Raw genomic sequence first — 20,528 nt, forward strand, 5'->3', positions numbered from 1 at the left:
GGGGATGTAAGACCTGGCGGCTACGGTGTGGACCGTGACCAGAGTGCTGATCGTCGACGACGACTCCTTCGCCCGCACCATGATCCGCACGATCCTGGCGGCCCAGGGCATCGATGTGGTCGGCGAGGCCGCGGACGGCGACGAGGTCCCGGCCGCCGTCGCGGAGCACCGGCCCGACATCGTGCTGGTGGACCTCCAGATGCGCCGTGTCGACGGCGTCGAGGCTATCCGTCGCAACGCGTCCCTGCCAGGCGCACCGCGGTTCGTCGCGCTCACCGGCTACGGCAACGAGGACGCCGTGGTCCAGGCCCTGCGGGCGGGCGCGGCCGGCTTCCTCTCCAAGGACGACGACCCGAGCACCCTCGCCACACACCTGCGCGCCGTCGCGGACGGCGGAGGCGCGCTCGGCCCCGACGCCGCGGCCCTCGTGATCCAGCGCATGACGACGCCGGAGGGCCAGGACCGGGCCGCCGCTGCACGCACCCAGCTCCAGCTCCTCACCGAACGTGAGCGCGAGGTGGCCGCGCTCGTCGCCGGCTACACCAACCAGCAGATCGGGACGCGGCTCGGGATGTCGGACAACACGGTGAAGGCGCACGTGACGCGGGCACTGACCAAGCTGGGCATGAACAACCGGGCGGAGCTGGCGGTGCTGGCCGACCGGGCAGGCCTGACCGCGTAGACGTCGTGCCGCCGGTCGGCGCCGGCCGTCCGGCCTGAGAGAAGCGCTAGTATCCCTTCCAGGTCCAGAGTGACCAGCGATACGCCCTCCGCGTGCTGGTCCGGCAACCGCGCCCCTGTGCGCACGGTGCTCCAGGAGGAAGACCGGCCCACCCCGCACGGCGGTGGGAAGAGCGACAGGAGCAGACATGATCACCCTCGTCCACGAGTCCGGCGTCGTCCGGAAGCACACCACGCGCGACGAACGGCTGCGGGCCCTGCAGCGGCGTCGGCACCTCCTGGAGAGCGGGCGGCTCTGCTCTGCCTGCCTGACCGGAACCTGGCCGATGACGCAGTTCCGGGCGCGGCAGTACGTCTGCGACCGCTGCCTGCGCCTCGACATCACGGTGACCCGCCTGACGGGAGCCGACGCGCGGGCGGTGACACTCGCCGACGGCCAGCGCGCCGACTCGCTGTCCTACCGGGCGGCCCAGCTCAACCAGGCGTTCGCGGCGGCCGAGGACCTCGGCCTGCTGGTGATGCCGATGGAGGGCGGCCGGGTGCTGACCACCGCCGACCTCGCCCAGGTGCTCCCCGAGGACGCCGTGTCGGCCGGGCGGCGGTTCGTGTCGTGGATGCGCGCGGTCGCGCCGGTCGCGGCTGCCGAGCGCGAGGCGGTGCTGCGCGGGATCGGTCGGGTCGTGACCGGGGGTGACGTGCCGGCTTGAGGTACGGCGGAGGCGCGGGACGCGTCGCGCCGCGGGCGAGGTGCCGGGTGGGGCTGATCCCGTTCACCTCAGCGGCGACGAATCTTCGTGAGCCGAATAATTCGGCTCACGAAGATTCGTCGTGCCTCGGCTGAACGGAATTCGGCGTGCCCGGCACTCGCTCGACGAAGAACGTTGTCGGCGCGGCGGATCTCCCGCTCCCGCCGGCGGAGGCGCCGGCGGGAGGTCCCGACGGCAGAGCCGGCGACCGGGACAGGGGGCGGGGGGCAGGAACAGCGGGCAGCGGGCAGAACCATGGGCATCACCGATCCAGACAGCCACCGGACGGCGTCCCGCACCTACACGACGAGGCTGAGCGGCTCCCCGGCGGCGGTCCAGCGGAACCGCGAGGCGACGTCGGGCGCCTCGGCGAGCGCGGCGAGCACGGACGCGCGCCCCTGCCGGAAGTGGGACCACCCCTCGTAGTGCACGGGTACGACCGTGGGGATGCGCAGCAGCCGGACCAGCTCGACGGCGTCCGCGCCGCTCATCGTGTAGGCGAGGGGCCCGGTGAGCGGGAACCCGACCCGGCCGAGGTGCAGCACCGCGGTGCCGACGGCGACGCGTTGCGGGAGGGTCCGCAGAGGGTCGTACAGCACGGTGTCGCCCGAGATCCACAGCGCACCGTGCTCCTGTCCCGGCCACGTGAGAGCGAAGCCGACGACGTCGCCCACCACGGGCCGGCTGCCCGCTGGTCCGTGCCGGGCGGGTGTCGCCGTGACGGTGATGTCCGGTCTGCCGGCCGCGCGCAGGAGCGTGGTGTCCCAGGGTCGCAGGCCGACCGTCCCGCGGCCGAGACGGTTCGCACCCGAGGCGGTGGTCACCACGGCGCCGGCTGCCGGGAGCAGGAGCCGGCCGGCGTCGTCGAGGTTGTCGGCGTGGTGGTCGTGGGTGAGCAGGACGGCATCGATGGGACCGATGTCGGCGGCCGGGATGGCCGGGCCGGTGAGCTTGCGTGACGACGTCCCCCAGCCGAACCGGTAGGTCCGGCCGGGGGCGTCGAACGTGGGGTCGGTGAGGATCCGCCAGCCCTCGACCTCCAGGAGGGTGGTCGGCCCGCCGATGTGGGTGAGGGTGAGGACCGACATGGTTCAGCGGCCCGAGGCGGTGGTCCGGTGCGCGTGGGTCAGCGCCCACTCCAGCGCGTGGTCGGCGATCTCCTCCCAGCCAGGTCCGGCGACCATGAGGTGCGGGCGACCGGCGTAGGTCTCGTGCTCGGTCACGGTGCCCGCAGCCTTGTAGTGCTTCACGTTCGAGGCCTGGACGGCCACGGGCATGATGTGGTCCTCGGCCCCGGACAGGAACAGCAACGGCGCCCGGTCGGGGTTCTTGAAGTCGACCCAGGCGCCCTGGTGGCCGGGCTGGTAGTTGGCCAGCACGGAGTCGAACAGCACGCGGCCCGACGCCGGGATGTGGTAGCGCTCGTAGAACGCGAGCGACTGCTCGTCCGTGTACGTGTTGGTGAACGCGTACTTCCACTGCTGCGGGTCGAGGCCCACGGCCCGGTGGTGGTTGAGGGGGTTCTTCAGGGCGGGGAACACCGAGTGGAGCTGGGTCCAGGGCGTGACACGGATGCCCTCGGTGGGTGCCGAGTTCAGCGCGACGCCGGCACAGCCGTAGCCGTGGTCCATGACCACCTGCATGAACGCTCCGCCGGCGGAGTGACCCATGAGGATCGGCGGGGAGTCCAGGGTGTCGAGGAACGCTTCCAGGTTGCTGACGATGGCCTCGATGGTGAGGTCCGCGATCGGCGTCGGGTCGGCCCGCAGCGCCTCGACCTCGACCTCGAAGCCCGGGTAACCGGGGGCGTGGACCGTGTATCCCTGGTCCTCGTAGCGGGCCTTCCAGTGTTCCCACGAACGGGGCGTGACCCAGAAGCCGTGGATCAGGACGATGGTGTCGGTGGTGGTGCTCATCAAGGTTCCTCTCGGGTGCTCAGCCGTCGATGAGGTCGGGGAGATCGGCGTGGCGCCGCGTGTGATCGGTGGACCACCAGGGCCGGCACCTCGACCATGGCGAGTTCCGGCCGCACGTCCGTGACGAACGGGTTCAGGCTGCCACGGACGACCGGCGCACCACTTGACTGTGCGCGCACACCTCTTGCGCGTACCTGCACGGCTGCTCACGACGACGAGCCGCGCACCGGCCGGCCCCCTTGCGCACACCGGGAGCCTGCGTCATCGTCGTCCTGGGGGCTCGGCTCCGACTGCAACCCGTGAGGTGCCCGTGCAGGTTCTCGACACCGCCACCGTGCCGCCCAGCGACCGACTCGACATGCTCGTCGACTCGATGACCAGCGCAGCCATGGCCACGACGTTCACGCCCGCGCGACCCGACGACCGGGTCCGCCTGGCCATGAGCGCCTGGCACCTCGGCGCCGTCGGCCTGTTCGACGCCGCCTGCTCGGCCCACACCCTGCGTCGCGACGCACGCAAAGCCGCTGACGACGAGCCCGCCTCGCTGCTCCTCACCTACGGGCTGCGCGGCACCGGCGTGCACACCCACCTCGGCCGTGCGCTCACGGTCAGGCCGGCCCTGCTGTGGGCGACGGACCTGACCGAGTCGTACGTGCACCGCATCGACGACACCCGCACCCTCACCGCCAAGATCGAGATCGCCGCGCTGGGCATCCCGCACGACCTGCTCCGACCGGCTCTGGAACACATCGGCACGAACCCGCTCACGCCCTTGTTCGTCAGCCACATCACGGGAGTCCGGCGCATCGCCGACCAGGTCGACGGGGACGCGGCAGCGGCACTCGGGGCCGCGACGCTGTCCCTTGCCCGCGCCCTGGTGGCGAGCAGCACCACCGACGAACACCTCGAGCGCGACGCCCTGGAGGACGCGCTCCTGCTCCGCGTCCAGGACTTCGCCCGTCGCCACCTCGGTGACCCCGCCCTCGACGCCGACCTGATAGCGCGGGCCCACCACGTCTCGGTGCGGCACCTCTACAAGGTGTGCGCGCGAGCGGAGCTCCGACTGGAGCAGTGGATCATCCGCGAACGCCTCAGCTGTGCGGCCGACGAGCTCGCCCGCCGCTCGCCCACGAGCGGCACCATCGCCGCCACGGCGCACCGGTGGGGGTTCACCAGCCCGTCCCACTTCGCCACACGCTTCCGAGCGGCGTACGGCGTGACGCCCCGTGAATGGCAGCTGCTGCACCACCGGTAACCGCTGATGCTGGGCGGGCGCCCCGAGGGGCTCGGCTCAACCGTCCCGGCCGAAGGACCGCAGGTCGCTGCGCAGCCGCTCGGTCTTCGGATCCCACCCGTAGGTGAGGTCTCGGACGTCGAGCGCGCGCAGGACCAGGGCGCGGTCCGCCTCCCCGATCTGGCCGGTCAGGCGCAGCAGCGTGAACCCCGCGCCGATGACGATGTCGTTCAGGTCGACGTCGTCCTCGTTCAGGTCGGACGGCGCCGGCGTCCCGTCCTCGAACCACTCCGGTGCGATCTGCTGCAGCGTCGACGTGCTGTCCAGCTCGTCGATCCGCTGCACCCCCTCGGCCAGCAGGTCCCAGCCCTCGTCGTTGCCGAAGGGCGCGAAATCGTCGGCCGGGTCGTCATAGATCGGGTCCCGGAAATGAGCGGCGAAGGCGGGGTGCTTGGGGCCCAGGTCCTCGTCCGTGCCGGTGTCGTCCATCTCGGGGTCCATCCTGTCGTCCGCATTCATCGACGTACCTCGCCACGTGAGCCGGCCAGGGCGGCGGACCCCGAGCGGGCGAGGCCGACCTGTGATCCGGGAGCCCCGAGATCGTGGGACCAGACGATGGCGCCGTCGGCGCCCAGGCGGACGACGGTGTCCCCCACGGCGTACACGACGTCGCCGTCGTGGGTGGTCAGGACGTCGTCATCCGCCGTCGGTCGCGGGTACCCGTCCGGCAGAGCGATGGTCACGTGTCCGACGAGCGGACTCCCGTCGGCTGCGCTGCGTGCCAGATCCGTGACGCTGATCTGCTCGCCGTCGCTCCATGAGTACCAAGACACCAGCGCACGGTAGCGGACGTCGTCCGCGGTACCACGCCTGCCGTGCGACAGTTCGCCCGGGTGAACAAGCGGCCGACGCGCGGGCGCGGTGACCCGCTGGCGAGCGTCCCGCCTGCTCATGGGCGTCCGTCGCGGGCTACCGACCTGGCACTCACCGGTACGCCGCGACGACCTCGATGGTGCCGACGATGTTCGCGTTGAGCTCGTCCAGGTCCTCGGCCGGGATCCAGTACTCCAGGATCGTCACGCCGCCGACCTGCTGGACCTCGTACCGGTCCAGGAACTTTGTGCTCACCTCGAACCGCGTCACGAATCCAGCGCCGGAGTGCTTCACGTTCCAGTCCCGGGCGATCCGCGTCGCGTAGTCCTCGTTCAGCACCGGGTAGAAGATCGGCTGGTCCGGGAGACGCGGAGGCCACGCCCGCCATCCCGTCGCCTCGACGAGGGCCAGCTCCTCCGGGCCTGTCGGCCGCCACAGGGTCACCGTCTCCATGGCGGGGATCCTTCCAGGGCTGCGGGCGACGGTCACGCTCATTGCGACGTCGTCACCTCACCCCTTGAGCGGGTCGTGCCCCCAGTTCATCAACGAGTACCGCCACGGCGTGTCCTTCACGTCCCCGTCCGGGCGTTGCGCCAGGTGCCGGTGCACGTAGCCGACCACCTTCCGCATGTGCGCCTCGTCGTCGTCCGTCAGGTCGGCCTTCTTCGTGCGCAGCAGCGTCACGATGCGCCGGCCGGACTCGTGCCCCACCGACTCGCCGCCGTCGGACTGGCCCACCGACTTCGACTCGTCGGTGTCCAGCCAGCGCTCGAGCTCGCTCGCCGTCATGTTCACGGCCTCACCGAAGTCGTCCCGGGTCTGGTCGCTCATGCGTCCTCCTCCAGCGCCGACGGCTTGTGCACCGCGTCCTTGCCGGTCTTGTCGCTGCGCACGCGGTACTGCGGGTCGTCCTCCGACGCGCGGACCGTCCGCCCCGCCGCGTCCGTGTCCTCGGTGATCTTCTCGACCACCTCGCCGTGCACGGTCTGCCCGTGGCTACGCCACGTGACCTCGTCGCCTGTGCCGTACGTGTCGTCGCTCATGCCCTCAGGGTGTGCAGACCGGCCGCGGCTCGCATCAGCAGGACGTGCCGGACAACCCGCCGCGTGTATCAAACGCACCCGGCCCGACTCGTTCTCCCTGCGCACCAGAATGTGGGGCGCGCCCCGCTCGCCTGGGGCTCCGTCGTCTCGACGTCCGCACGCGACCTGGAAAGCCCCCATGCCCGAACTTCGCCTGACCCTGCTCGGCCCGGTCCGCATGTGGCGGGACGGCGCCGCCGTGCCGCTGGGCTCTCCCCAGCAGCGCGCCGTGCTCGCCGTGCTGCTCCTGCACCAGGGGCGCGCCGTGCCCGCCGACGACCTCGTCGACGCCCTGTGGGGCGAGAACCCGCCACGGAGCGCGGGCGGGACGCTGCGCACGTACGTCTCCCGGCTGCGGCAGGTGCTCGCCGGCTCCGCCGTCACGATCGAGACGGCGGACGACGGGTACGCCGTCCACACCCCGCCCGACGTCGTCGACACCGCTCTCTTCGAGACGCTCGTCGCCCGGGCGCGCGACCACGTGGCGGCGGGCGACCGGCGCGCCGCGAGCACGGTGCTGAGCCAGGCGCTCGCGCTGTGGTCGGGCGAGGGGCTCGACGGCGTGCCGGGCGAGTACGCCGCCCGGCACCGGTCCCGGTGGCAGGCCGCGCGCCTGGCCGCCGTCGAGCTGCGGTACAGCACCATGCTCGACGCCGGGTCCGACATCTCGGACGAGGAGGACGTCGCGGCCGACCTGGCGCTGCTCGTGCATCAGCACCCCTACCGGGAACAGCTGCGGGAGCTGCTCATGCGCACGCTGTACCGGCGGGGCCGTCAGGCCGAGGCCCTGGCCGTGTACCGGGCGGGCGAGTCCCTGCTGCGCGAGGAGCTCGGCATCGATCCGGGGCCCGCGCTCCAGGCGGTGCACCAGCGGATCCTCGTGTCGGACCCGGCGCTCCTGACACCACCTCGGCACATCAGCATCGCGACCGGTGGTCCCGCGCCGGTCCTGCTGCCGCCGCGCATCCCCCAGTTCACCGGTCGGCAGGCCGAGCTCGCCCGCATCGAGACGGCGCTCGCGCCGCCCACCGACGGGTCCGTCACGACCGTCGGGGTGCACGGCCTCGACGGTCTGGGGAGGTCGGCCCTCGTGGTCGAGGCGGCCCACCGCGCCGTCGGCCCCTTTCCGGGCGGCCGGCTGTACGCCGACCTCGCCCACGCGTCCGGCGACCTCACCGAGATCCTCGGCGCCTGGCTGGTCGCCTACGGCGTGCCGACGGCGGACGTGCCCACCTCCGTGAGCGCCTGCGCGATCCGGCTGCGCGCCGCGGCCGGCGAGCGCCGGGTGCTGGCGGTGCTGGACGGCGTCGAGGACACCACCGTGCTGAGCCGGCTGGTCGGGGCGCTCCCGCCCGGCAGCGCGGTGCTCTTCGTGGCGCGCCGCCGGCAGCCTGAGCCGGCGTCCGCGACCTGGGTGCACGTGGGCCCGTTGCCCGACGACGACGGGTTGCGCCTGCTGACCCAGATCACCGGCCCGGAACGGCTCGCGCGCGAGCCGGACGTCGTGGCCGGCCTGGTCTCGATCTCGTGCGGGTGGCCGCTGACGCTGCGCCTCATGGGCGGCCGCCTGAACGCGCACCCGCACTGGAGCGTCGCCACGGTGACCGACCAGCTGGTCCGGGAGCTCACCACTCCCCTCGGGATCCTGCACGACGACTGCCTGCTGGCCGAGGCCCCGGTGCTCCGCGCCTTCGAACGGCTGCGACCGGCCCAGGCGCGGGCCCTGCTCCGCACCGCGGCGCTGGACGGCGACACCTTCTCGCTGAGCCAGGCCGCTGAGGTGCTGGACGCCACCTGCGAGGACGCCTGGAGCGTGCTCGACCCGCTCGTGGAGCTGGGCCTGCTCGACGAGGACGGCTCGGGCGGGCTCCTGCACAGCACCACCTACCGCATGGGCGGGGTGGTGCGCGCCTTCGCCCGGCGGCGGTCCGCGGAGGAGGGTGCGCCCGACGTCGTACCGGCGCGCCTGGGAGGGACCGTCCTCTCCGTGGTGCGCTGAGCCTCGTGACCGCCGCCGGTCCCGGCGGCCACGAGGCCGTGCGGGTCAGGCGGCGGGGGCTACGGGGTGGTTGCCGCGTACGACGTCGGCGGGGTCGTACTGCGCCTTGACCCGCCCCAGCCGGGCCAGCACCGCGGGCTCCGCGAACGGCGCCCCGCCGCTGCGCTCGGCGAAGTTCAGGTAGCTGGTCCCGGTCGACCAGGGGCGCAAGGCCTGCGCCACGGCGTCCAGGACCTGGTGGGTCGCCTTCACCGCCGCCTCGTCCGGCGTGATCGTGACGGTGAAGACGGCGTAGGCCGCGTCCAGCCCGGACACCGCGCCGCCGGTGCCGGGCTGCGGCGCCAGCGCACCGCCCAGGTGCCGGATCTCGGTGCTGAGCAGGGAGAAGTCGGTGTCCGGCCCGGTCAGCGCCAGGTAGGCGTCCAGGGCTTCGGCCGGGAGCGCACCGAGCAGGACGCCGTCGCCCGCCGCGGGCACCGGCTGGGGCGGGTCCATGTGGATCTGCGCCAGGTCGTGCGGCGTGCAGGGGTGCACGGTGTCCATGACCGGCGCCAGCTCGCGCAGCGGCGCGAGCACCGCGTCGGTCCGATCCTGGTCCAGGAGGGAGACCAGCTCGACCGCCACGAACGACTGCCCGCGCACCGGCTCCGGGATCTCCTCCAGCGGCGGGAAGCGGAGCAGCCGGCCGATCGAGGTCACCTCGTCCGGGAGGGTCGCCGTCCACTCGCGCCAGGCGTGCAGCACCTCGGCGGCGCGCTCGACGGGCCAGAACAGCGTGCCGCCGTGCAGGTCGCCCACCGGAACGAGGTCGAGCTCCAGGGCCGTGACCACCGCGAAGCTGCCGCCGCCACCGCGCACCGCCCAGAACAGGTCCGGCTCGGTGGACGCGTCGATGCGGCGCAGCACGCCGTCCGCCGTCACGGCCTCCGCCGCCACCACCCCGTTCGCGGCCAGGCCGTGCTTGCGGGCCAGCCACGACAGGCCGCCGCCGAGCGTGTAGCCCACGACGCCCACGTCGGCCGCACTCCCCGCCAGGCCCATGAGCCCGTACGGTGCGGCGGCCGCCGTCACGTCGCCCCACAACGCACCCGCCTCGACGCGGACCGTCCGCTTCTCCGGGTCGACCGCCACGCCACGCATCCGCGACGTCTTGACGAGCACCGTGCCAGACAGCGACCCGAGCGGATTCGCGTTGTGCCCGGTGGCCTGGGCCGCCACGCGCAGCCCCGCGGCGCGCGCGGCATCCACCGCCGCGACGACGTCGTCGGCGTTCTCGGCCAGGACCACGGCCTCCGGGCGCTGGTCGACGGTCAGCTGCCACGCCTGCCGCGCGCCGTCCCAGTCGGCGTCTCCGGGAAGGACGAGGGCGCCGGTGAGGCGGGCGCGCAGGGTGGTGGTGTCGAGGTCGTACGAGGACATGGGGTGGTGCTCCGTTTCGATCGGGTTCAACGGGGCCGATCGTTGCGGGGCCGTGTCGATGCTCGGTTGACGTGTGGTTGACGGCGGGAGCGCGCTCGTCGACTTTGCGAGCCGCTACCGGGTGGGAGGCTCTACCGTGTGGCGGATGGAGCGGTCACCCGAGGAGAACCCCACCGACCGGCGCGGTGGGTGGGCAGTGGTCGAGAAGGTCGCGTCCGTCGGCTCGGTCCTCGCGATCATCCTCGTCTTCTGGAACTTCCTGGCCGCCTACCTGTGCTTCTTCGGCGCTACCTGCACGCCCGACACCCAGCAGATCGTGACCTACAGAGTGCTGGCCGGCGTCACTGTGCTGCTCGTCGTCGTGACTGTCTGGTCGGCCGTGCGCAACGGCAGACGGTGGGTGTTCCTCTGGCACGGGCTGGTCGCTGTCACCGCCGTCGCCGCGCTGGTTCTGTTCGCCGTGCCGCAGGTTCGTTGGGATAGCCCGCTGCCCCAGATGACCACCTTCGAGAACGGCGAGCAGTGTTACACGGGCGGGACGGGGTTCTGTCAGGGTGGGTGAGCGGGGTCGTTGGGGCGCGGCTGGGGCCGTCGGAGGCGCGTCTGTAGGCGCCCTCAAGCCTCGGCGGCCGGTCTGAGGGGGAGCGACAGACCAGAAGTTGATCATGTGGTTTGGAGGCATTCGATCGTTGGAATTCTGCGGTTTCCAGCGTAGCCGGTGACGGTCATGCCTGCTGCGTGCCACTCCGGGACAGGTGCCGACGCCGGCCCACGAATCGAGCATTACGTCGAAGGTATTTGCGAGTCGGCGCATGTCTTCTCCCGCACCGTGACGTGTCGTGGTCGAGAACATCCACTTATACGGGCGATGGGTCAATTCCCATCGCAGGTGAACGTGACCGTCGTGCCGCGCTGTCACCCGGAGCTCGGACTCGAACGAGAGCCACGTACGCTCGCCGGCCCAGACGCGGAAGTCCTCATATATCCCTCGTAGGAACTGGGGAAGTTCGCTGGTCCCCAGAAGAAGGACCTGGTGGTCCCCGACCGCGCGTCAGCATGCCTACGAAGTGCGGGTCGTCGGGACCGTACAGAAGGGCCTTCTCGAACTCCAAGCGCAGCCCTGTCTAATTGGTGATGCGCAGGGTTGACGGATCGTCGCTGTCCAGGAGCACCCGATGCACGTTACCGGCGCCTTGAACAAGGACCTACCTCATTGCCGCTGTCACACGCGCATGCAAGGCGGCCCGCAACGAGCCGCACCGGATCGGCACGCAGGACCGCATCGCCGCGCGTCGGCGGCTACGCACACCGAGCGGTTCGAATGCAGTTACTTCTGCCGGAAGTCGACGCATTACTGCTAGGATCGCTGGCCGAGGGGTGGTGAGGTCATCGTGATCATCGTCAACGTCGGCCGTTCGTGGCCGAAGGCACAGTCCGAGCAGCAGCGCACCGATGCCATCGAGAGCGGTTGGCCGATCCGTGGCACCAATCTCCCGTCGGTCGACATGCCGGAAGAGGTGCCGCAGCTGTTTGGGGGGAAGGCCCGCAACGGGGCCATGCTCGAAGACCTGACGCGCTTGGTCGGCAACCTGGACTTCCTCGTCGCGGTCTCGTCAAACGTCGTGGTCGACGTCCGCATCATCGATCACTGGGACGTTTTCGACGATCGGCTCGCGTTCAAGACGAGCGTGCCGAGTTGGCGCGCCTCCGTGGTCGGTGAGCGACTTCCGGCCGATCTAGCGTGGCAGCGCGGCGAATCCTGGCCGCTCAAGACGGCCGAGTCGTATTGGCTGGACGACGTCATCAAGACCGAGACGGTTCACGTCGGTGGTTACACCGTGCATCTACTCCCAGACGGCACCCTGCACGTGACCCTCCCGCGGGCATCGGGACTTGTGACAGTCGGGTCTCATGATCAGCCCGTTCCCGCCCACAGACCGCACGCCGTCCGCGACCCTGATGCCGAGGCCGTCGAAGAGCTCGAGACCGAGAAGGCCGCGATTCGCGTGTGGGAGAAGCAGCAAGAGAGCCGAGCGATGAAGCGGCAGCAGTCATGACCCGGCACCCGGGCTCGGAGTCTGAGGCTCATGCCGAGCTGAAGCAGGCGCTTCGCGAGGCAGCCGTGTTGGCGGGCTGGTCCGCCAAGCTTGAGGCACGTCTGACAGATGGATCACGCGCCGATGTCCTGTGCGAGTCCGGAGACCGCAGGGTCGCGCTCGAAGCGCAGATCTCCCATCAGGCGCCAAGGGAGTACCGTTCCCGGGTTTCCCGGTACGCGGCGATGGGCATCGAGAGCTTCTGGTTCACCCCCGACAAGCCTCCCGCTCTTGAGACCGGCCTACCGGTGCTTCCAGTCGAAAACCAGGATCACGCATGGTCTGTCGTAGAGGTGCGAGACGAGGCTCCGAGCCGTCCCCAAACACTCATTCATCCACTACCGGCTGTCGTGGCAGACCTGCTGTCCGGCGGGCTCCAGCTGTACTCGGCCGCCGCCCCGGTGTTCCAACTTGTCGACGTCATGGTCTATGGATGCTGGCGGCGAGAGTGCGATGCCGCGTCGGTCGTGTGGGACCTGTACGACCAATTGCACGTCTGTCTCCGCTGCGGCCTGCACATAGAACGAAGCACGAGCCAGGAGCTGTTTCCGCGCAAACGCCCCGAGAGTGACCCTGATGTCGTCGCCGAGGTCGCCGGATGGGCGCGCTCAATTGGCACAGCACCACTGGCACCGATCGAGATGACCTACTCACACACCGCCGGCGGCTCGTACAACGCATTCCAATGCCACGCGTGCCGCGCCATCATCGGAGACTTCTACCTGGGCCAAGCGTTCCTGGAGATGCGCATCAACGAAGAGCCTGACGCGCCTCCTGACCGGCGCGCGATGTCAAGCACCGAGGAAAGACAGTTCCCCTGGCACTGGTGCCTCGCCGAGAGACGGAACCATGCTGCAGCCGCCCAGGCTGCATGATCCTCACGCGCTCACGTCCACCTCAAAGGCAAAATCCACGAGCGCCGACCGCCTGGCACCAGTTTGGCTGATGGGGAACGAAAACTCGAACCGCCAGCCTTCTCAGGCCGGTTCGAATCTTCTAGCCTCCCGGAGGAATCACGGCAGGTTGGTGCGAAAGCGGTGATCAGAGGGCTCAAAGCGCAGAATGCTGCGGACTTCCGTCTCTCGCGAGCCATCTTCACGCAGCGGGCGGTGACGGTCAACCGCGGGCGTTGTCAGTTGACGACCGCCTGGACCGGCTGTGGATTCAGGCTCCTACGCCTCGGGTGTGTCCGGTGATTCGCGGAGCCAGAGGACGATCGCGGCGAGGGTGAGCTCGGTGCGGTAGTAGGCGGCGCGTTTGGTGTACCGGGTGGCCAGGGCACGGAACTGCTTGAGCCGGTTGAAGCACCGCTCCACGACGTTACGACCCTTGTAGACCTCCGGGTCGAACACCGGTGGGCGTCCGCCGCGATGGCCTTTGCGGAGCCGGTTGGCGGCGTGGTCCCTCTTCTCCGGGCTGGTGAACGCGATCCCGCGGGCCCGTAGCGCGCGGCGGGTGGCGGGGCTGGAGTAGGCCTTGTCCGCCAGCACCCGATCAGGTCGTTTCCGGGGTCGGCCGCCGCGGGATCCGTCGCGCTTGACGCTGACCTGGTCCAGCAGCGGCAGCAGCTGCGGGTTGTCGCCGGCCTGCCCGGGCGTGAGGATCCCGCTCATCGGCAGGCCGCGCCGTCGGTGGCGAGGTGGATCTTGGACGTCAGTCCGCCCCGCGACCGGCCGATCGCCTTATCAACGACCGCGAGGTCTTCGACCCACCCGGTCGCACAGCCCCCTTTTTCCGGGCACCGGCAGCATGCTGGTGAGCCCGGACATTAGTCGAGTCGACCGAGAACGTCCACTCCAGGGTGCCGATCGAGTCGTCCTTGACGATCACGCGGTCCAGGATCTGCTCCCAGGTCCCGTCCTTGGTCCAGACGCGTAGGCGTTCGTGCAGTGTCTTCCACGGCCCGTACTTGGCCGGCACGTCCCGCCATAGTGCCCCGGTCCGCCACCGCCACAGGATCCCGTTGTTCACCTGACGGTGATCCCGCCACCTGCCACCCCGACGACCATCCGCCGAGGGCAGCAAAGGCTCGATCCGTGCCCAGGCCGTATCGGTCAGCTCACCACGTCCAACACCCACGAACCCGACATTACCAACCCTGTGACCAGGCCATTCACAGGACAGGCCCTAGTCGCGTGGACGGTGCGTGGATCCACTTGAACCGCAACCTTCGGAACGCGTCGTGCCCAAGATGCGGCTTCCGGAGATTGCCACCCGACCGCAGTGCTGTTCCCACCAAGCGCGAGCTCTCGTTCACGGCTCGGCGCCAGCGGCCGTGCCATTGTTGGCCCATGCGACTGCAGCGCGGAGAGACCGTAGCGAGGATCGAACCGGGCGTCGCACGCTCTCTCGCGCGCGCTTGCTTGGTCGACGGGACGCGCACCGACTACATCGCGCACGTCGTCAAGGTCGACGTCGCGGAGGCCGAACGGTTACTCCGTCAGCTCGAGGCTGATGGGTACGTCAGGCACGAGACCCCCGAAAGCGACGGCGAGCCCGAGGTCTGGTGGAACACCACTCTTCCAGGCAGTGGCCTGGCCGGAGCCTCGTTCCTCAGGCCGATCAACCGTGCGAAGGCTGAGTCTCATCTCGCCGGCTTACTCGACCGCGCAGCGTCGTACAACGCCGACGTGGACAAGCCCGTGTGGATCGAGAGGATCTCACTGTTCGGCTCGCTCCTGGACGACACGGCCACCGACTTCGGCGACGTCGACCTGCACGTCGTGCTCGAAGACCGCGCTGAACATGACGCCGCCGAAGCAGCCCTCGCCTACGCCCGCGCATCAGGCACGACTTTCCCGAACTGGATCGACAGGTTCTTCTGGGCCAAGACCGAGGCCAAGCAGATCCTCAGGAACCGCAGTGGCTACCTCAGTATCCACACCGAAGACCTCAACGACGTCACAGATCGGATACGAGTCGTGTACGACCGCAAAGGGGTCTAGCCAGCCGGCGAACACGCCAAGGGCATCGCGGAGGCAACGGGAGAATCAGCTTGGGGTGTCACCGCGGCAACGGTAGAGGCACGTCGCCTCGATCGGCACAACGTCACCGATGGTCCTCTCGCGACGGTCCCGCGAGAGCAGCCATCTCGGGTAGTCGCGCTGCTCGTCGAAGGAGGCCTCGTCGACCGGGTTCAGCCGGTGTAGAGCAGACAGCACCGCCGTCTTGCCCAACTCGTTCATGCCGACTAGGCAGGTGACGCTCTCATCGACCTTGATCTCACCGCTGTCGATGATGTTCCGGACCTTCCGGACGCGAAAACTGGCCAGCTGCATCGGTGCTACTCCCGTTCTCCCTCAAGACTGGTCTGAGTCTAGGGACGACCACCGACGTTGATGGTGTCGATGGGCGCGAAGGACGTGTCTCGGGAATCCGCCAAAGGTCGGCCGCCGTGACGACGGAGCCGACGGCTGCTCGGCCGCCGTGGTCACTCCATCGGCTTGACGTGGGATTCGATGAATGCGATCTCGTCGTCGTCAAGCCCGTACTTGGCGTACAACTGCTGGTCGATCTCCGGGATCGACTTCGACCAGTCGATATCCGAGGCGGAAGTGAAGTCCTGCAGCGGGACGTACTTCCACTTGATCGCCGAGTTGTCCTGCGTTGTCTTGAGGACCCCGAGCATCGCGCGGGCGAACTTCGTCTTTACGTACGTTGCGCAGGCCTCGGCCTCCGCTTCGCTGTCGAACATCCCAATCGACAGGAAGGTCTGGGTGACGCCGAGCCCCGGCGCAGCCACCGTAGGCATACCGACGACTTTGCCTGACTTGACGGCAGCCCCATCGGCTTTGGCGAGGAGCACCTTGTACTTGTCCACGACGCCGGGGGTCACGAGGTAGTCCCGACGAACCCAGCGAACTTCCCGCTTCCGATTCGAGAGGCCGAGGATCCGGATGTACGAGCTCCCGTCGTTCGGCTCGGCCTGCAGGCAGACCTCTCCCATGCGCTCGAAGGTGTTCGTCTTCAAACGAAGGCCGCTCGAGGCGGGAATGCGCTCACGAAGTTCCGGGTGCTCGGTGAAGACGAGTTGGTTCCACGAACAAGGATGCTCGGTGATGGTAGATGCCAGCGATGTCTTCAGCCGGGCCGCGACCTTGTCGACCGGAGACCTCATCCCATCCGGGACATGGGAGTGATTGCCGATCGGCCCGATGTCGCGGGAGGCGTCCCGATACGTGACGACGATCCCACCGTCGATGTCGGTGCCAGGGAAGATTGTCGACGACGAGGGTTCGAAGATCGCCACGCTTAGATGCTTGTCAGACAGAACCTTCTGGTTCCACGTCTTCGGCGTCTGCCCGGCGTTCGAGAGGAACCGAGCCGGAGTAATCAACACGGTTCGCTCAGAGACCTCGAAAGCCGCATCCATAAACTTGTCGTAGATCGGCGGGGACTTGGATTCATTGTCGCCGATCAGGTCGTCCTGGTACGGCGGGTTGCCGATGACGACGTCGAACTTCTTGCTCATGATCGGTGCCCTTCGGTCAGCATGTCATCGACGGTCTTCTGGCGTTCCTCCGTGGTCATCTTGGCGAGGTTGCCCACGCGGAAGTGGCCGGAGTCCTTCATCCAGGCCTTGCGCTCGGGGATACCGCCGGAGACGGCCTCGACCGTGACCTCGTGCAGGATCTTGTCGTGGCTCATCTCGAAGATCTGGGAGCTGAGGATGTGCTTGAGGCGCTGGTCCTGGTCAGGGAAGACATTCGCCAGACCGGTGTCGAGCCGGCGCACAAGCTCCATCAAGAAGAGGCCAGCAGTCGAGAACAGGTCCGCGAAGGTCTTGTCGGGGTCTGTGAAGATGCCGGGGTTCTCGGCCTCGATGATGTCGACCATCGTCTTGACCACTGACTGCGGCGTGAAGACGAGTGACGTCTTCTGCTGCGGGATGTAGGCGAAGATGTTCTCGGTCTGCGCGTCGTCGAAGTAGTCGGCGAGCGCGTCCTTCTTGTCGAGGAACTCCTGGACAGCCTGGTCGAAGACGGCCTCGTCGAACATGCCCGGGATCTTCGTAACGGTGCCGTTCTCCTCGGTGACATCCTGACCGTCGCGCAGGAGCCGGAACTCGGCCTCGGTGATGCCGGTGATCTCGTGGAACACGTCGTCGGGCGTGTAGTCGTCGAAGTTCGACAGCCGGATGTCGCGGTCGCCGTAGGCCATGAGGAACATGGGGATCGTGCGGGCGAAGCCCCGCAGGTGCGAGCGGGCGTCGTCCATCGTCTGGTTCGCGCGCTTCTGCTCCTTCTTGGTCTCCTCGCGGGTGACCACCGCGGGCACGATCTCCTCCATCGTCTTGTTGACGATGGCGAGGATGTTGTCCTGGAAGGCCTGGTCCTGCTCGGCCTTCTTGACCTGCACCGTCTCGGCCTCGGCCTCGGTGGCGGCGCTCTTCAGCTCGTCCTCGAGGTGCTTGTTCGCGATGTTGTGATCGGTGTAGGCACGCTCGACCTGGTCCTTGATGACCTGCTCGGTGCGCTTCTCGTCGCGCTCGAGCTGTGCCTTGGTAAGCCCGTACTCCTCCTTGAGCTCCTCGCGCTTGGCCTTGGCCTGCTCGGTCACAGCCTTCGCGATCGCGGTCGCCGTGGTGGCAACCGGGGCGTCAGGCTCTGCCGTCGGGATGTCCTCGATGCTCCAGACCGGCTTGCCGAGCTCGGAGACCTTGGGGTTGATGACAGTCTCGACGTCGACCTGGACGTTGCCGTCCTTGTCAGTGACGGGCGACGGCACCGGGATGTCGATGGGTTCGCCCGTCTTGACCTTGCCCTGCTTCGCGGTGGGCAGCTTGTCGAGGATCTCCTTGACGTGCTCGGAGTACCGGAAGATGCCGGCGACGTTGGCGAACAGCAGGTTCGACAGGAAGCCGCGGCGCACGACCTCGCGGGCCTTGAGCACCTGCGGGAAGGTCAGCACTTGCGAGGCGTCGAGCTCGATCATCCGGCCCTCGGCGTCCTCGCCGAGCACGGGGAAGAAGTTCAGCAGCGTACGGATGTTGTCGTGCCGCACCTGCGGGTCGCCCGACGGGTTCGGATGCAGGTTGTTGGCAAAGGCATCGAAGATCGTCAGCGTCCGCTCGGGCGCGAAGTCGAAGATGTAGGCGTTCTTCTTCTGGTAGACGTGCCCGGCACGCTCGAACGTGCAGGGGTTCTGCGCCCGGAACGCCGCCTGCATGTACTGCGCGGGCGAGGACAGGTTCGAGAGCATGATGACCGCGGTCCACTCGGGCACGGTGACACCCGTGGTGAGCTGCCCCACCGACAGCGTGATCGTCTTGCCGTCGGACTGCTCGGCCTCAGCGATGGCTGCGCGCACCTTGTCGAGGGACTTCCCGACCGCAACTGCGTCGGTGTCGTCTCCGTTCTTCCCGTCGCCGGCGGCCACGATGACCGTGTAGTCCTTGAAGACCTCGTGCTTCTTGAGGAGCTTCTCGAGCGCCTTGGCGGAGGCGACGCGGTTGAGCAGCCAGAACGAGTGGCGGATCTCGTCGCGCAACTCCGGCGTGGAGAACGGATACTTCTCGTTGGTCGCCATGCAGTCGAGGAACTTGATGACCTCGGTCTCGTGCTCGAAGAAGCCGTTGTCCTTGGTCGCGAAGAACTCACCCAGATCGAACGTGTAGTCGATGTTCGCCTCGTCCTCGGCGATGGCGACGCCCTCGGCCAGACGATCCGTTATCATTCGCGAGATCTGGTAGGTCAGCAGGTTCAGCGTCGGCAGCGCCGCGTACGGGTTCTCCTGACTGCCGTCCTGCCAATTCTGGCGCGCGGTCTGCTCGTCCTCGTAGGTCCAGTTGAAGATCTGGTCCTGGTCGAACTTGCCCGATGCCAGCGCCTTGAACGGCGTACCCGACAGGTGCAGCGTCCACTTCCGCTTGATCTGGTCGAATGCGACATCCGTCTTCGTGGTGTCAATGCCCTCGTGGGCCTCGTCGATCACTAGCAGATCCCAGTCGAACTGGGCGATGTGCTTGAGCTTGTCGTAGCTACCGCCGAAGTACTGCGAGCCCTTGAGGTCCTGCAGCGAGAGGAACTCCACGACGCGCGGGTCCTCGTCCTGGTGGTTGAGCGAGTAGGCCCGCCACTGCTCGCGCGTCATGGGTGAGCGCTTCTCTAGTGATGCCGACTCCGAGACGAACCGGTAGGTGGTCTGGTGGCCGATGAACCGTGTGAAGTCGTCGAGCCACGAGTTCGCGATCGCCGGGCGGTTCGTGACGATCAGGACGCGGCGCACATCGAGGGTCCGCATCAGGTCGTACGTGGTCAGCGTCTTGCCGAACCGCGGCTTGGCGTTCCAGAGCACCTCGTGCTTGCCGTTATTGAAGGACACCGCGGCCTGGTCGACGGCAGCCTGCTGCTCGGGGCGCAGCTGGTAGTCCTCCTCGGCGATGCCTGTCGGTGCCGTCTGGAAGTCCTGGCCCGCGAAGTCGTTGAAGTAGTCCAGCGAGGACTTCGGCGCAGGGGCAATGCGGTGCCACTCGGTGCGCTTAGGCTTGATCTCGCGCTCGATACCCTGCTGCTTGAGGTAGGCGTGGAAGTCCGTGTCCGAGAAGCGACCGCCGGCCTCGGAGGTGAACAGCGCCCGCCTCGACCACACCTTGATCTTCTCGACCGAGAGCTGGCTCGCCTGCTGAGCGATACGAGTATCGGCCGAGTCCTGCTCGGTGTAGCCGATCTTCTCCCAGCCGTCGTACTTCGGGATGTCAGGCGTCTTCCACGAGTAGATGATCGGCGTGATCTCGCGGAATGTGTTGATCTTCGGACTAGGCATCGGCCTTCACTTCTTCGTGGACATTGTCGATCCGGCAGATCTTGTAGCTGTCGTAGACGGTGAAGTCGAATCCGTTCCCCTCACGCAGCGATGCGAGCGTAAACGGCTCGCGCTGCACGTCGCCGGGCTTTCCCTCAACTCGATGCCACCAGGAGAACTGGATGTCCTCACCCTTCGGGGTCTGCCCGGTCAGGGTGTTGCCCCGCACGATGTTCGTGTCGATCAGGAACGCTGCCGCTTGGTTCACGTCGGTCTCCGGGCCGCATGGCGTGCCGTGGGCCTGGTGGAAGCCGTGGAACTCGGCGAGCATGACTGTCTTGGCGTCCTGGTGGTTGTCCTCGAGCAACTCGATCCCGTAGATCGAGGCGAGCGCGAACAGTGACTCCGTCGGCCATGTCTCGGCAGGGAGGCGCTTTTCGATCGCAGCGAGCTTGCGACGCAGGATCGCAGCCAGGAAGTTGCCATCACCGGCGGCGGGCTCGAGGAAGGTCTTGTCGACGAAGTCGGGGCCGTCCTCGAGGTCCTCGCGCACCAGGTCGAGCATCTGCTCGACCATATGGCTTGGCGTAAAGACCTCGCCGTAGGACTTCACGCGACTGCGGGACTTCACGAGCAGCTCCCCAGCGATGGTCAACGTCACTGGCATCCTTCGGTTCGGACGCCGCAACCGGCGAAGAGTTTGGAGGCGATGGAGTTCGCACCCCCGTCGTTGCTCACC

20 protein-coding genes, 2 pseudogenes and 1 riboswitch are annotated in these 20,528 nt (G+C 68.4%); of the genes and pseudogenes, 8 read left to right on the top strand and 14 right to left on the bottom strand.

Annotated features, from left to right (window positions below):
- Window positions 1-34: 34 nt before the first annotated feature.
- The gene (locus tag APR03_RS08720; protein WP_253834708.1) at window positions 35-682 is read left to right on the top strand and encodes a response regulator; all 648 of its coding nucleotides are present in this window, start codon (window positions 35-37) and stop codon (window positions 680-682) included.
- 61 nt (window positions 683-743) lie between these two features.
- Window positions 744-861: riboswitch (SAM riboswitch) on the top strand.
- Between the two features lie 8 nt (window positions 862-869).
- Entirely contained in the window at window positions 870-1,388 is a 519-nt protein-coding gene (locus APR03_RS08725; protein ID WP_253834712.1) for a hypothetical protein, read from the top strand.
- Window positions 1,389-1,726: 338 nt separating this feature from the next.
- Here the strand turns inward: APR03_RS08725 and APR03_RS08730 are convergent, their stop codons facing one another.
- Complete coding sequence (locus APR03_RS08730) at window positions 1,727-2,515, bottom strand: MBL fold metallo-hydrolase (RefSeq protein WP_253834714.1); 789 nt, start codon at window positions 2,513-2,515, stop codon at window positions 1,727-1,729.
- 3 nt (window positions 2,516-2,518) lie between these two features.
- Window positions 2,519-3,343 carry an alpha/beta hydrolase gene (locus tag APR03_RS08735; RefSeq protein ID WP_253834716.1) on the bottom strand — a complete coding sequence of 275 codons (825 nt, stop codon included), beginning with the start codon at window positions 3,341-3,343 and terminating at the stop codon, window positions 2,519-2,521.
- Window positions 3,344-3,653: 310 nt separating this feature from the next.
- Here APR03_RS08735 and APR03_RS08740 point away from each other — a divergent pair, with 310 nt between their 5' ends.
- Entirely contained in the window at window positions 3,654-4,598 is a 945-nt protein-coding gene (locus tag APR03_RS08740; RefSeq protein WP_253834718.1) for a helix-turn-helix transcriptional regulator, read from the top strand.
- A 36-nt stretch (window positions 4,599-4,634) separates the two neighbouring features.
- On the opposite strand, the gene APR03_RS08745 is transcribed toward APR03_RS08740, so the two are convergent.
- The 5 genes from APR03_RS08745 to APR03_RS08765 form a co-directional block, all read right to left on the bottom strand.
- Window positions 4,635-5,096 (bottom strand): hypothetical protein, encoded by a 462-nt coding sequence (locus APR03_RS08745; protein WP_253834719.1) that lies wholly within the window; start codon window positions 5,094-5,096, stop codon window positions 4,635-4,637.
- Complete coding sequence (locus tag APR03_RS08750; protein WP_253834721.1) at window positions 5,093-5,410, bottom strand: hypothetical protein; 318 nt, start codon at window positions 5,408-5,410, stop codon at window positions 5,093-5,095. Before APR03_RS08750 ends, APR03_RS08745 begins: the two co-directional genes overlap by 4 nt.
- Window positions 5,411-5,561: 151 nt before the next feature.
- Window positions 5,562-5,903, bottom strand: a complete 342-nt coding sequence (locus tag APR03_RS08755) for a hypothetical protein (protein ID WP_253834723.1) — start codon at window positions 5,901-5,903, stop codon at window positions 5,562-5,564.
- 57 nt (window positions 5,904-5,960) lie between these two features.
- On the bottom strand, window positions 5,961-6,281 hold the full coding sequence (locus APR03_RS08760; RefSeq protein ID WP_253834725.1) for a DUF3140 domain-containing protein: 321 nt from the start codon (window positions 6,279-6,281) through the stop codon (window positions 5,961-5,963).
- The gene (locus APR03_RS08765; protein WP_253834727.1) at window positions 6,278-6,493 is read right to left on the bottom strand and encodes a hypervirulence associated TUDOR domain-containing protein; all 216 of its coding nucleotides are present in this window, start codon (window positions 6,491-6,493) and stop codon (window positions 6,278-6,280) included. The genes APR03_RS08760 and APR03_RS08765 overlap by 4 nt, the downstream gene beginning before the upstream one ends.
- A gap of 178 nt (window positions 6,494-6,671) precedes the next feature.
- On the opposite strand from APR03_RS08765, the gene APR03_RS08770 reads away from it, so the two are divergent.
- Window positions 6,672-8,531: an AfsR/SARP family transcriptional regulator gene (locus APR03_RS08770; protein ID WP_253834730.1), complete on the top strand. Its 1,860-nt coding sequence runs from the start codon at window positions 6,672-6,674 to the stop codon at window positions 8,529-8,531.
- 45 nt (window positions 8,532-8,576) lie between these two features.
- On the opposite strand, the gene APR03_RS08775 is transcribed toward APR03_RS08770, so the two are convergent.
- Complete coding sequence (locus tag APR03_RS08775; RefSeq protein ID WP_253834732.1) at window positions 8,577-9,950, bottom strand: FAD-binding oxidoreductase; 1,374 nt, start codon at window positions 9,948-9,950, stop codon at window positions 8,577-8,579.
- Between the two features lie 196 nt (window positions 9,951-10,146).
- On the opposite strand from APR03_RS08775, the gene APR03_RS08780 reads away from it, so the two are divergent.
- Window positions 10,147-10,512, top strand: coding sequence for a DUF6234 family protein (locus APR03_RS08780; RefSeq protein ID WP_253834734.1), 366 nt, complete (start codon window positions 10,147-10,149; stop codon window positions 10,510-10,512).
- 237 nt (window positions 10,513-10,749) lie between these two features.
- Here the strand turns inward: APR03_RS08780 and APR03_RS25430 are convergent.
- A pseudogene (locus tag APR03_RS25430) lies at window positions 10,750-10,971 on the bottom strand (DUF6228 family protein); the annotation flags it as partial.
- Between the two features lie 370 nt (window positions 10,972-11,341).
- On the opposite strand from APR03_RS25430, the gene APR03_RS08785 reads away from it, so the two are divergent.
- Complete coding sequence (locus APR03_RS08785) at window positions 11,342-12,007, top strand: hypothetical protein (protein ID WP_253834736.1); 666 nt, start codon at window positions 11,342-11,344, stop codon at window positions 12,005-12,007.
- On the top strand, window positions 12,004-12,921 hold the full coding sequence (locus APR03_RS08790; RefSeq protein ID WP_253834738.1) for a competence protein CoiA family protein: 918 nt from the start codon (window positions 12,004-12,006) through the stop codon (window positions 12,919-12,921). The genes APR03_RS08785 and APR03_RS08790 overlap by 4 nt, the downstream gene beginning before the upstream one ends.
- 297 nt (window positions 12,922-13,218) lie before the next feature.
- Here the strand turns inward: APR03_RS08790 and APR03_RS08795 are convergent.
- Window positions 13,219-14,125 (bottom strand): annotated as a pseudogene (locus APR03_RS08795) (IS5 family transposase).
- Between the two features lie 212 nt (window positions 14,126-14,337).
- Between APR03_RS08795 and APR03_RS08800 the strand changes: the two are divergent.
- Window positions 14,338-14,991, top strand: coding sequence for a hypothetical protein (locus APR03_RS08800; RefSeq protein WP_253834740.1), 654 nt, complete (start codon window positions 14,338-14,340; stop codon window positions 14,989-14,991).
- A gap of 45 nt (window positions 14,992-15,036) precedes the next feature.
- On the opposite strand, the gene APR03_RS08805 is transcribed toward APR03_RS08800, so the two are convergent.
- The 4 genes from APR03_RS08805 to APR03_RS08820 form a co-directional block, all read right to left on the bottom strand.
- On the bottom strand, window positions 15,037-15,324 hold the full coding sequence (locus tag APR03_RS08805) for a hypothetical protein (RefSeq protein ID WP_253834742.1): 288 nt from the start codon (window positions 15,322-15,324) through the stop codon (window positions 15,037-15,039).
- Between the two features lie 152 nt (window positions 15,325-15,476).
- Window positions 15,477-16,517, bottom strand: a complete 1,041-nt coding sequence (locus APR03_RS08810; RefSeq protein WP_253834744.1) for an Eco57I restriction-modification methylase domain-containing protein — start codon at window positions 16,515-16,517, stop codon at window positions 15,477-15,479.
- A complete protein-coding gene (locus tag APR03_RS08815; RefSeq protein WP_253834746.1) occupies window positions 16,514-19,810 on the bottom strand; it encodes a DEAD/DEAH box helicase in 3,297 nt (1,098 codons plus the stop codon). The genes APR03_RS08810 and APR03_RS08815 overlap by 4 nt, the downstream gene beginning before the upstream one ends.
- Window positions 19,803-20,450, bottom strand: a complete 648-nt coding sequence (locus tag APR03_RS08820) for a class I SAM-dependent methyltransferase (protein WP_253834747.1) — start codon at window positions 20,448-20,450, stop codon at window positions 19,803-19,805. The genes APR03_RS08815 and APR03_RS08820 overlap by 8 nt, the downstream gene beginning before the upstream one ends.
- Window positions 20,451-20,528 lie beyond the last annotated feature (78 nt).

Source organism: Promicromonospora thailandica, assembly GCF_024171955.1.
GTDB classification, from domain to species: domain Bacteria; phylum Actinomycetota; class Actinomycetes; order Actinomycetales; family Cellulomonadaceae; genus Promicromonospora; species Promicromonospora thailandica.

Bases quoted from the DNA above. Each gene is read 5' to 3' on its own strand.
- APR03_RS08725 (WP_253834712.1), top strand. From the start codon at position 870: ATGATCACCCTCGTCCACGAGTCCGGCGTCGTCCGGAAGCACACCACG.
- APR03_RS08730 (WP_253834714.1), bottom strand. From the start codon at position 2,515: ATGTCGGTCCTCACCCTCACCCACATCGGCGGGCCGACCACCCTCCTG.
- APR03_RS08735 (WP_253834716.1), bottom strand. From the start codon at position 3,343: ATGAGCACCACCACCGACACCATCGTCCTGATCCACGGCTTCTGGGTC.
- APR03_RS08745 (WP_253834719.1), bottom strand. From the start codon at position 5,096: ATGAATGCGGACGACAGGATGGACCCCGAGATGGACGACACCGGCACG.
- APR03_RS08755 (WP_253834723.1), bottom strand. From the start codon at position 5,903: ATGGAGACGGTGACCCTGTGGCGGCCGACAGGCCCGGAGGAGCTGGCC.
- APR03_RS08760 (WP_253834725.1), bottom strand. From the start codon at position 6,281: ATGAGCGACCAGACCCGGGACGACTTCGGTGAGGCCGTGAACATGACG.
- APR03_RS08765 (WP_253834727.1), bottom strand. From the start codon at position 6,493: ATGAGCGACGACACGTACGGCACAGGCGACGAGGTCACGTGGCGTAGC.
- APR03_RS08770 (WP_253834730.1), top strand. From the start codon at position 6,672: ATGCCCGAACTTCGCCTGACCCTGCTCGGCCCGGTCCGCATGTGGCGG.
- APR03_RS08775 (WP_253834732.1), bottom strand. From the start codon at position 9,950: ATGTCCTCGTACGACCTCGACACCACCACCCTGCGCGCCCGCCTCACC.
- APR03_RS08790 (WP_253834738.1), top strand. From the start codon at position 12,004: ATGACCCGGCACCCGGGCTCGGAGTCTGAGGCTCATGCCGAGCTGAAG.
- APR03_RS08800 (WP_253834740.1), top strand. From the start codon at position 14,338: ATGCGACTGCAGCGCGGAGAGACCGTAGCGAGGATCGAACCGGGCGTC.
- APR03_RS08805 (WP_253834742.1), bottom strand. From the start codon at position 15,324: ATGCAGCTGGCCAGTTTTCGCGTCCGGAAGGTCCGGAACATCATCGAC.
- APR03_RS08810 (WP_253834744.1), bottom strand. From the start codon at position 16,517: ATGAGCAAGAAGTTCGACGTCGTCATCGGCAACCCGCCGTACCAGGAC.
- APR03_RS08815 (WP_253834746.1), bottom strand. From the start codon at position 19,810: ATGCCTAGTCCGAAGATCAACACATTCCGCGAGATCACGCCGATCATC.